Raw genomic sequence first — 11162 nt, forward strand, 5'->3', positions numbered from 1 at the left:
TTGTTTTTGTTGGGAAGTTACAGCTTTACTAAAACCTCTTGCCATTGATAGCACCCATAAACTACAACAAACTACATTGAAATTTAGTCGGATTTAACTGTAGCATATTTTGGGTTCCAGTTAAGATGCGTTTACCCTGCCCCCAAGGTATGCGTTATAGATAGTGGTCTTCAAGAAAGACACTCTTTTCTAAAGGCAGCAATTGATTCACAAAGCTCAAGGTCTTGGGTTCCTGGAGAGACTAATAAAACTTCTGATTATGTTGATGATGGCGGACACGGGACAAGAGTAGCTGGTGCAGTTCTTTATCCCATAGCGATACCTCGTACTGGCCAAGAAAAAGCTGTTTGCTGGATTCAAAATGCCAGAGTTCTTGATGCTAACCGTAAACTACCTACACAGCTATTTCCACCGAACTTACTAGGTGATATCGTGGAGTTTTATCACAGTAAAACAAAAACAAGAATTTTCAACCATTCTATCAGTGAGTCTGTTCCATGTGGCACGAGATATATGAGTGCTTGGGCAGCGGCGATTGATAATTTGACCTGGGAAAATGATATCTTATTTATTGTGGCAGCAGGTAATTTACCCTTAAGTGGAAGAATCGGATATACAAGATTATCTGTCCAAGATCATCTGGCAGCAAATCGGCTATGTCCAGATTATCTTTTAGAAGATTCTTGTAGAATTGCGAACCCGGCCCAAAGTTTTCAAGCCTTAACCGTTGGCTCAATTTCTCTAGCTTCTTATCATGAAATACCCAATTCTTCAATATCACAAAAGGATAAACCCTCAGCTTTTTCATGTTCTGGGTTAGGAATTTGGGATACAATTAAACCCGAAGTAGTTGAATATGGCGGCGACTTAGTAAAAGATGAATCAATACCACCTAACATTATTTCAGATAAAAAAGTTTGCCAAGAAGTTTCCCCTAAATTAGTACGATCGACTTTGAATGGTGGACCCGCAGTTGCTGCTGACAAGGTGGGAACGTCATATGCTACGCCAAAAGTCAGCCATATAGCAGCGTGTCTTGCTGCTGAGTTGCCGGATGAGAGTTGCCTTTTACATCGTGCGCTGATAGTACAATCAGCCAGATGGCCTGAGTGGACAATGGCAGATAATATAGAAAAACTCCACGTCATTCGTCAAATTGGTTATGGTATTCCAAATATAGATCGCGCTTTAGGTAATTCTGCCAATCGCATCACTTTGATTACCAGAGGAAATAATCGTATCAAAGCCAGACAGGCTCATGTTTACCAAGTTAAATTGCCAGAAGGATTGCGTAGTCAGGGAGAACAACATAAGATTCTGGTAGAAGTTACTCTATCTTACAAAGCACAACCACGTCGAACTCGTAGAAATCGCAGAAAATATCTTTCAACTTGGCTGGATTGGGATTGTAGCAAAAAGCGAGAAGATCCAGAAAATTTTCTGGCTAGGATTTTGAAAGAGTATGATGCTTCAGAGGATACTGAAAAGGGAGAGAGAAGCTTTAAGTGGACTATTGGCAACAGAGCCAAAAACTCTGGAAAAATTCATGGTGTTTCTAGAAGCGCGGGAACTGTTCAAAAGGATTGGACGGTTGTCAAGTCATTTGAACTTACAGAAGCATTCTGCATTGCAGTAGTTGGACATGAAGGTTGGAATAACGATCCAGATGCAGAAGCACCCTATTCTCTAGTTATTAGCTTTGAAGCATTAGCATCGAATATTCCAATTTACGCTCCATTTGTTGAGGCTCAAGTCGAAATAGAATTAGAGCAACAGGTGGAAATTAACTCAATATGATGTAGCTAAAGTAGCTAAATGCGATCGCACATATTTTTGTTATGTTTAACCAGTATTTGCCCTGACAAATCCGGATCAGGTAAAATTGACTACAGTCTAAATATTTTCAGCAGCGGGAGACAAGTGAACCCTCAACACCTCACTATCAACAACCACAGCAGCAGCCATGAAACTTTACCATACTCCCATTTCCCCCAACTCCCGCCGCGTGTGGATCGCCCTCCTAGAAAAAAACCTCGACTTTGAATTAGTAGAAATCCACTTGGACGGCGATAACTTACAGCCTGAATTTGGGGCAATAAATCCTTTTCACCGCATCCCTGTTTTGGTCGATAATGACTTCACTGTCGTCGAGTCTCTAGCAATTCTTGACTATCTAGAAACGAAGTATCCCGAACCGGCAATGCTGCCAAAAGAACCGAAAGATTTGGCAGTTGTGAGGATGGTAGAATTGGTCACGGTTAACGAACTTCTACCGCAACTTTACCCCCTAAGGAATGAAAAAATGGGCTGGGGAAGTCCCCAACCCCAGGAAATCGCAAAGGCTAAGGAAAAAGTCAATACTGTGCTGACATTCTTTGAAGGCTTGCTGGACGATCGCCCTTTTTTCGCTAGCAACAGCGTCACCTTTGCCGAGTGCGTTGCCGGCACCGTCGTGCCCTTGCTATCTTGGGTTGATGTGTCCCTAGACAGCTATCCTAAAGTTCAAGCTTGGTGCGATCGACTAATGTCGCGTCCCTCATGGCAGCAAACTCAATTCACCGAGGCAGACTTAGCGGCTTTCGCATCTCGGAGACAAAAATTTCTCGCACAATCTGAAGCCTCATGAAGCAATCAATTGTCAAGCGATCGCTCTTTTTCCTAGCTGTTTTCGCCTGCATCCAAATTCCCATCGCAGCAATGGGGCAGCCCGCCCCCCGATCGAACTACCAAGCAATTAACGCTAAACAGTTCCTTGCCGATCGCAAAATTACCCTCTCCAACCCCAAAGATATCGCAGCAAAACTCTTTAGCAGCGACAGAGAATCTGAAGCCCGAAAAAGCGACCAAATTTCAGTTGAATATCCCACGCGAGAAACAGCTGTAATTCTCCAAACCGTCGTCGGTTTAGCTGACGATTCTGTTGCCGGAATGCGGCACCGCATCGAACTCAGACTCAGGCAAAATAAGTGGGAAATTGTCTGGATGGGCCGACAATCCAAGTGTCAACCAAATCGCGGACACCAAGATTGGGGAAGCGGCATCTGTAGGTAGAAAGGTCGATCGGCTTTTTGCTTAAATTCATTCATCCCGCGTGCGTTGCGAGGAAGCAAGCTAGGACTTGACGCAACCGAGGAAAAACAGAGGCCCAGAAAGATTCGCTACCGCTACTTGCCGACAGAAATAAGTTATTCATCCGTAAGTCCAGGAAGCAGTCTGGGCCCCGCCTTCCTGGCTGCGCGACAATCTTAAAACTATTTTCGGTGTCGATCGCTCTTTTAGTCAAAAAGAGCGATCGAACTCACAAGTTTACTTGCACATGATCAAATTTCCAGCCGAGATGAATCCGGCCACAGGGGCTGAAATCTCAACCCAATTGCGGTCTTCTCCATTCTTATCTTTCACTAACTGGAAATTGGGCACAAGCGTTACTTGACCGTTAGCCGGTACACCACCTTTAACCGCAGCATTCCTTGAAGGCTCAGTGCGGATAGCTAGACCCCTCGGTGCTACGCGAGGTTCTACTTGGCGGCACAGACTTACGGGGCCCGTTGCAGGTGCAGGTGCTGGTGCAGGTGCCGGTGCTGGTGCTGGTGCAGGTGCAGGTGCTGGTGCTGGTGCCGGTGCTGGTGCTGGTGCTGGTGCTGGTGTCGTTGCTGGTGCCGGTGCTGGTGTCGTTGCAGGTGCCGGTGCCGGTGCCGGTGCTGGACTTGGAGTCCGTGCCGGTGCAGGTGTCGCTGCTGGTGCGGGTGTCGCTGCTGGTGCCGGTGCCGGTGCCGGACTAGGGGAAGTTTGACTAATTCGGCTTGCTGTCGTGCACGAACCTAAATTAGCCTCGTTGTTGGGGTATCCGGCAGCTACATACCCTTTTACTGGAGCGGTAATTTGAATCCAGAGGCGGCCGTCGGAGGCTTTAACAGAAGTAGCGCTTGGGGACAGCGTTACCTGAGTGTTAGTTGCTACACCGCCAACTCTAGGGGATTTGGGGTCTGGGTTCTGGCGAACGGCCAAACCTTCTTTGGGAGTGACTTTGCGACAAATGTTGCCAGCTTGGGCTATTTGAAAGGTGGCGCTATCTTCAAATGAACTATTTTCAGCATCCTGACTCGCAGTGGATGTTGATGGGGCGGCAACACCGATCGCATTCGCTTGCACACAGACGGCTGCGATCGCGATCGCGCCCAGCAATGCAGCGGGTTTGTTCCAGTAACTCAAGTTTTTCATCCGTTCAACTCCTCATCTCATCAAAACCATTATCTTTATTGCAGGTCAATATAGCAAAAAAATCGATTTGTCTTCCAGGAAAAAGCTCTAATTAACATTTTTTATGGCTGTAAGTCAAGTTTTATCTAGATAATTTAATTTGTGGTGAGAGTTAAGCCAAGACCAATTAAGCTGCTACGCCTATAAATTGCTCGTTATGGCAGAGCGGGGGAGGGGGAGAAGACGAGGGGATCCGATGGGGACAGCGGGGAGAGTGGGGGAGTGTCCGAGTGTCCGACTCAACAGTTAACTGTTAACTGTTTAAATGCCTGACAGTTTACTAGGAATGCAAGTCTTTTGTTGTCCGTCAATCGATTTTAGATTTTAGATTTTAGATTTTAGATTAAAGAATTGAAGCCTTGACCCCACGGATAAATTCGGGGGGCAAGTTTCATCGGATACAGGTTTTTTATTTCTGGACGGATGAATTCGGGGGCTTGTATCCTGGATGCTTTGGTCAATCTCTTGTCAGGTGTTGGTTAAACCATTTAGCTGCCAGTGGTTACAGTTGAGTAATATTTCCGGCGTTGCTGATTTATGGTATGAACGACTCAATCTGCAAAAAATGAAACAAGGGCGTCAGAATATCTTCGGAATTTCCAACTTATCTATTTTCATACCGTGATTCAGCAACGCCATATTTCCCTGCATTTGAGGTGAACTCAAGGCAGCTTCGAGAGCGAGAGGGTGCTCTCCATAGTCCAAGATTCTCAGTGACAGGATCTAGGTGCGATCGACCCCATCGTCGTAGTGCGGTGTCGCAAGCCCCATACAGTCCTTCGATCTGGCTCACATAACTCAACTGTCGATCGCACCTTACTTAAAATTGCGGCAAACAGCGCAAATCGCTACCATTGACCCGATGGCTGGTCTCAATTTGATAAAATCTTCCAAAACGGAAACCCATCGGCTTTAGACCCGGTTGTGTTTTTGTGGCCGGGGCCACCGCGCGGTCAATGACAGTTGCTGTAGCTGTTTCCAAAGGATTTTGTTTCTGGGGAGACATTTCCCTTAAGGATTCTAGTCCTCGCAACGCCGGCTTGTAGTTCCTTGACTTCAGGTGCCCTTGGTTCTGGCTTTTAAGTAAGAAACTTGGATGCTTTCTTTGTATTTACTCGCTGACGCTTTACTTTGCGTGCCCAGGTGCGATCGCCTGTCTGTTTAAAGATACAAGGGGCGGGTTTAGCCAACAAAATAGACAACCAGCACAAAACCTGCGAACCGGCACCAGCCCGCTCAAATCAGAAACCTAATATTTGCGCCAATTCAGATTTAATTATATTGATATATAGCGATCCTAAATCATTTGTTAATTTCTTACTCCCTCCCCGCGAGTTCGGGGAGGGCTGGGGTAGGGTAAAAAATTTACGACTCCTGCAAGGATTGCTATAGCAACCGCGCTAGACGGTTACGACATTTTTAATTGCTGAAACTAATGGGGTATATTCCTTCTGAATCGGAGCATATTAATGATAGTAAAAATCATTTTTTGTGGGTGCGATGGTCCCGCTGGCACGCACAAGGAGAGTAAAAGCCAAACTGAGATGCTCCCTTATTCCTTCTCTCCGAGATAGCTAAAGCTTTCTGACTTCTGCTATATAATGACCAAAACGTTAAATATTTTTGCAGTGACAAGAACTACTAACAAAAAAGCCGGCAAATCCTCTAAATATCCCTTTGACGGTCTATCTTTAGACGATCGCAATCCGGACTTCATTCAGCTTTTGTTGCCAGTCTGGGAATGGCTGTACCGCTACTATTTTCGCGTACAAAGCGACGGCTGGCACCACGTACCCGCGAGCGGAAAAATGCTCGTTGTCGGTTCTCACAACGGGGGAATCGCCGCTCCAGATATGTTTATGTTCCTCTACGAATGGTTCCGCAGGTACGGAACCGAACGCTTGGCCTACGGATTGATGCACCCGACGGTTTGGCAAGTTTCTCCTGATGTTGCTAGCATGGCGGTTCAGTGTGGTGCCCTCAAAGCGCATCCGAAAATGGCGATCGCAGCTTTGCGTAAAAATGCACCAGTTCTCGTCTATCCGGGCGGCGCCCAAGATGTTTTTCGCCCCCACCACTTACGGGATAAAATCTACTTTGCAGGACGCAAGGGATTTATCAAATTAGCATTGCGAGAAGAAGTCCCAATTGTACCAATAATATCCCACGGTGCCCACGATACTTTGATAGTTTTGGCCGATTTGTACGAAGAAGCAAAGCAATTGCACGAATGGGGGATGCCGTGGTTGTTGGGCATCGATCCGGTGGTATTTCCGGTGTATTTGGGATTGCCTTGGGGATTGAGTATTGGGCCTTTGCCGAACCTGCCTTTACCCGTGCAAATTCGGACTCGCGTCTGCAAACCAATTGTATTTGAGAGGTACGGTTCCGAGGCGGCGCGCGATCGCGATTATGTTGATGCTTGTTTCGATCGAGTTACCGCCCAAATGCAAGGGGAATTAGATTGTTTGGTTGGCAATTGAGAACAGCAGGACTATCAAATTATTATAGGTTCGATCGCACTTCCAAAGTCGATCGACCTTCTATTTAAACCAGCCTTCGTTACACTATAGCGGTTCTTACAGGAGTCGTAAATTTTTTACCCCACCGCAACCCTCCCCTTACTAAGGGGAGGGAGTAAGAAATTTACAAATGATTTAGGATGGCTATATATTCTCACACCACATTTCGCTACAAACAGCAATGACCGAGATCATCATTTTTGATGCTTCGACTTTTCCGACTTTAACGCTCCGACTTTTCCGATTGACCGGGGTATGGTAGGGCTGTTACAATCTGGTATCAGAAGGCATTTAACTAATATAGCAATCCTAAATGATTATACTCGTTACCAGGAAGAGCCTGGTAACGCATATCCGGAGGCTCTGCCTCCATTGTCACAGCCGAGGCAGAGCAAGAGTGACATCGGTTCCCAGGCAGAGCTTGGAAACCAGTTAACCAATTATTGAAACTGATTTAGGATTGCTATATCTACCATATACTCGGTCAGAGCAAGTATCTAAAACCAAGCAATTATTTTATTCTCTTCCGCTGCAGATTACTTGTAAACCCTAAAGATATTTTAAGTCGATGCCCCAGAAAGTCCACTTTATCTCGGCATTGCCGCGTTCAGGCTCTACCTTACTATCCGCCATCCTGCGGCTCTCACCCCCGGTTTCACAGCGCCATGACTAGCCCTGTGGGGGGTGAGAGTCGATCGAATATTGGCAGCGATGAGTGAATATCGCGAGTTTTGCGTGTTTATTTCCCACGAACAAAAACGGCAGGTGATTTTCAGCAATTTTACTTAAAATTACCACCCGCAAGCCGATTAGCATTGACAATCCCAAACAAAAATTATCACAAAATTAACCATGACTAAGCAAATCATTTTCGTTGACTCCGCCGTACCAGACTATCAAACCCTGATAGAAAGCGCAGATACCGCTCAAGTTTTCATTTTAAATGAAAATTTGAGCGGGGTCGAACAAATTACTAATACCTTGGCTCTTCAAAGCGATATAGAAGCAATTCATATCCTCTCCCACGGTAGCCCCGGCACTTTACACCTCGGCTCAGAAACCTTAAGCAATCAGAACTTACTCCAATTGGGCAACAAAATTAAACAGTGGGGGAAAGCGTTAACAAAAAATGCCGACATCCTCCTGTACGGCTGCAATGTAGCAGCCAAAGAAACCGGATTGCAATTCATCCAAAAGCTGCATCAACTAACAGGTGCCAACATGGCCGCCTCCAATAACAAAACCGGGAATCAAGCACTAGGCGGAGACTGGGAATTATTCGTCAAAATCGGCAAAATCTCCACCCCCCTCGCCCTCACCAGCGCAGCAATGGCCAGCTACCAGGGCATCTTAGGTCCTACTCTTTTGAAAGACATTAATCCTGGGACTAACGGTTCATTCCCTGGTAGCTTCTTCAACTTCAACAACACCCTATATTTCACAGCCGATGACGGTACCCACGGCTATGAATTGTGGAAGAGCGATGGCACCGGAGCGGGCACGGTTCTCCTTAAGGACATTGCTGGGACTAACAATTCAAACCCTGGCAACTTCATCAACTTCAACAACACCCTATATTTCACAGCCTCTGACGGTACCAACGGCTATGAATTGTGGAAGAGCGATGGCACCGGAGCGGGCACGGTTCTCCTTAAGGACATTGATCCTGGGACTAACGGTTCAAACCCTCGCAACTACATCAACCTCAACAACACCCTATATTTCACAGCCGGTGAGGCTACCAACGGCTATGAATTGTGGAAGAGCGATGGCACCGCAGCGGGCACGGTTCTCCTTAAGGACATTAATCCTGGGAATAACTTTTCAGACCCTCGCAACTTGATCAACTTCAACAACACCCTATATTTCACAGCCCGTTACGCTACCAACGGCTATGCATTGTGGAAGAGCGATGGCACCGCAGCGGGCACGGTTCTCCTTAAGGAAATTAATCCGTTTGGGACTAACAGTTCAAGCCCTGGCAACTTCTTCAACTCTAACAACACCCTATATTTCACAGCCTCTGACGGTACCAACGGCTTTGAATTGTGGAAGAGCGATGGCACCGCAGCGGGCACGGTTCTCGTTAAGGACATTTATCCTGGGAATGCCAGTTCAAACCCTGGGAAATTCATCAACTTCAACAACACCCTATATTTCACAGCCTCTGACCCTACCAACGGCATTGAATTGTGGAAGAGCGATGGCACCGGAGCGGGCACGGTTCTCGTTAAGGACATTTATCCTGGGACTAACAGTTCAAAGCCTGAGAACTTCATCAACTTCAACAACACCCTATATTTCACAGCCAATGACGGTACCAACGGCATTGAATGGTGGAAGAGCGATGGCACCGCAGCGGGCACGGTTCTCGTTAAGGACATTAGTCCTGGGAATTTCAGTTCAAACCCTGGGAAATTCATCAACTTCAACAACACCCTATATTTCATAGCCGATGACGGTACCAAAGGCAGAGAATTGTGGAGCTTGGCACCGGCCACCATCACCAAGGTCACAGCCACCACCGCCGACGGCAGTTACGGCATCGGCGCTACCATCAACATCACCGCCACCTTTTCCGAAGCCGTCACCATCACCGGCACGCCTCAACTGCAACTGGAAACCGGCACAACAGACCAACTTGCCAAGTACACTACTGGCAGCGGCACCCGCACCCTCACCTTCAACTACACAGTTCAACCTGGAGATACCACCCTCGACTTACAATACCTCAGCACCACCGCCCTCGCACTCAACGGCGGCGCCATCAAAGACAGCGTTAACATCGACGCAGACTTAAAGCTACCCGCCCTTGCCTCACTGCAGTCCCTCGGCGGCAGCAAAGCACTGGTGATAGAGAGCATCGCCCCCACAGTCACCAGCATCACCCGCAAAACCCCCACCGCCACACTCACCAACAGCAACAGCGTCATCTACACAGTTAGTTTCAGCGAACCAGTTAAAAACTTAGATATCGGTGACTTCACCCTGAATAAAACAGGCACTGTCAACGGCAATATCGCCTCAGTTTCAGCAGCGACAGGTACAACTATTGATGTCACCGTTAACAGCATTACTGGTGATGGCAACTTAGGTTTAGACGTACCGGCCACAGCCACAATTAATGATATTCCCGGTAACGCGCTGACAGCAGCATTTACCACAGGCCAAACCTATACAGTTGATACAACTCCACCCACTGTCACCATCAACGAAGCAACAGCACAAACCGACCCAACAGCTACTTCACCCATAAACTTTACCGTCACATTTAGCGAACCTGTCACAGGTTTTGACGCTACAGATATCGATTTAAGTACAAGTACAGCAACGGGAACATTAACGCCAACTATCACAGGTGGCGGCCCTGTTTACACAGTTGCAGTCAATGGCATGACAGGTAGCGGCAACGTCATTGCTAGCATCAAAGCTAACGGCGTTACTGATCCGGTCGGCAATAACAATACTGTTAGTACCAGTACGGATAATAGGGTCACTTACAACGCACCTGCACCAGAAATTCAAGTTTTAGACGGTGCAACGGATATTGTAGATGGTACTGCAAGTGCTATTAACTTTGGTAGCGTCACAGTCGGCACCAGCCTCAACAAAACCTTTACCGTGAAAAATCTCGGTACAGCAGTTTTAAACCTCAGCAACCTTACCCTACCAACCGGATTTAGCCTAGTCGGAAATTTACCGACAACTCTCGCCGCCGGCCGTAGTGCTAATTTGGTTCTTCAAGTAGATACAGCCACGGCAGGAAATAAAACAGGTACGTTGCAATTTGTCAATAATGACAGTAACGAAAATCCCTTTGATTTCCCGATTTCAGTGTCAGTCACAACCCCACCATTACCAGAAATTCAAGTTTTAGACGGGACAAGGGATATAGTTGATGGTACGGAAAGTGCGATCGACTTTGGCAGCGTAACAGTTGGCACGACTCTCAACAAAACCTTTACCGTGAAAAATCTCGGTACAGGAGTTTTAAACCTCAGCAACCCTACCCTACCAACCGGATTTAGCCTAGTCGGAAATTTACCGACAACTCTCGCCGCCGGCCGTAGTGCTAATTTGGTTCTTCAAGTAGATACGACAGCAGCAGGAAATAAAACAGGTAGGCTGCAATTTGTCAATGATGATAGTGACGAAAATCCCTTTGATTTCCCAATTAGTGCCACAGTCACAACCCCACCATTACCAGAAATTCAAGTTTTAGATGGGACAACAGATATACTTGATGGTACGGAAAGTGCGATCGACTTTGGCAGCGTAACAGTTGGCACCAGCCTCAACAAAACCTTTACCGTGAAAAATCTCGGTACAGCAGTTTTAAACCTCAGCAACCTTACCTTACCAACCGGATTTAGCCTAGTC

5 protein-coding genes and 1 pseudogene are annotated in these 11162 nt (G+C 46.8%); 5 read left to right on the plus strand and 1 reads right to left on the minus strand.

Features of this window, described 5'->3' with window-relative positions:
• Positions 1 to 153 precede the first annotated feature (153 nt).
• The 3 genes and pseudogenes from ACUVJL_RS04405 to ACUVJL_RS04415 all read left to right on the plus strand — a co-directional run.
• Positions 154 to 1797, plus strand: a pseudogene (locus tag ACUVJL_RS04405) (S8 family peptidase); the annotation flags it as partial.
• Positions 1798 to 1963: 166 nt separating this feature from the next.
• Positions 1964 to 2626, plus strand: a complete 663-nt coding sequence (locus ACUVJL_RS04410) for a glutathione S-transferase family protein (protein ID WP_445244740.1) — start codon at positions 1964 to 1966, stop codon at positions 2624 to 2626.
• The gene (locus tag ACUVJL_RS04415) at positions 2623 to 3051 is read left to right on the plus strand and encodes a hypothetical protein (protein WP_445244741.1); all 429 of its coding nucleotides are present in this window, start codon (positions 2623 to 2625) and stop codon (positions 3049 to 3051) included. The genes ACUVJL_RS04410 and ACUVJL_RS04415 overlap by 4 nt, the downstream gene beginning before the upstream one ends.
• A gap of 255 nt (positions 3052 to 3306) precedes the next feature.
• Here ACUVJL_RS04415 and ACUVJL_RS04420 read toward each other — a convergent pair whose 3' ends face one another.
• Positions 3307 to 4221 (minus strand): SH3 domain-containing protein, encoded by a 915-nt coding sequence (locus ACUVJL_RS04420; RefSeq protein WP_445244742.1) that lies wholly within the window; start codon positions 4219 to 4221, stop codon positions 3307 to 3309.
• A gap of 1640 nt (positions 4222 to 5861) precedes the next feature.
• Between ACUVJL_RS04420 and ACUVJL_RS04425 the strand changes: the two genes are divergently transcribed.
• Both ACUVJL_RS04425 and ACUVJL_RS04430 read left to right on the plus strand, forming a co-directional pair.
• Positions 5862 to 6743 carry a glycerol acyltransferase gene (locus ACUVJL_RS04425; RefSeq protein WP_445244743.1) on the plus strand — a complete coding sequence of 294 codons (882 nt, stop codon included), beginning with the start codon at positions 5862 to 5864 and terminating at the stop codon, positions 6741 to 6743.
• Between the two features lie 891 nt (positions 6744 to 7634).
• On the plus strand, positions 7635 to 11162 hold a 3528-nt coding region (locus ACUVJL_RS04430), incomplete at its 3' end, for an ELWxxDGT repeat protein (RefSeq protein ID WP_445244744.1).

The organism is Microcoleus sp. OTE_8_concoct_300 (genome assembly GCF_031383065.1).
Lineage (GTDB): Bacteria > Cyanobacteriota > Cyanobacteriia > Cyanobacteriales > Microcoleaceae > Microcoleus.

What these genes read in the sequence shown, in the direction of transcription:
- ACUVJL_RS04425 (WP_445244743.1), top strand. Translation starts at nt 5,862, where the DNA reads ATGACCAAAACGTTAAATATTTTTGCAGTGACAAGAACTACTAACAAA.
- ACUVJL_RS04410 (WP_445244740.1), top strand. Translation starts at nt 1,964, where the DNA reads ATGAAACTTTACCATACTCCCATTTCCCCCAACTCCCGCCGCGTGTGG.
- ACUVJL_RS04415 (WP_445244741.1), top strand. Translation starts at nt 2,623, where the DNA reads ATGAAGCAATCAATTGTCAAGCGATCGCTCTTTTTCCTAGCTGTTTTC.
- ACUVJL_RS04420 (WP_445244742.1), bottom strand. Translation starts at nt 4,221, where the DNA reads ATGAAAAACTTGAGTTACTGGAACAAACCCGCTGCATTGCTGGGCGCG.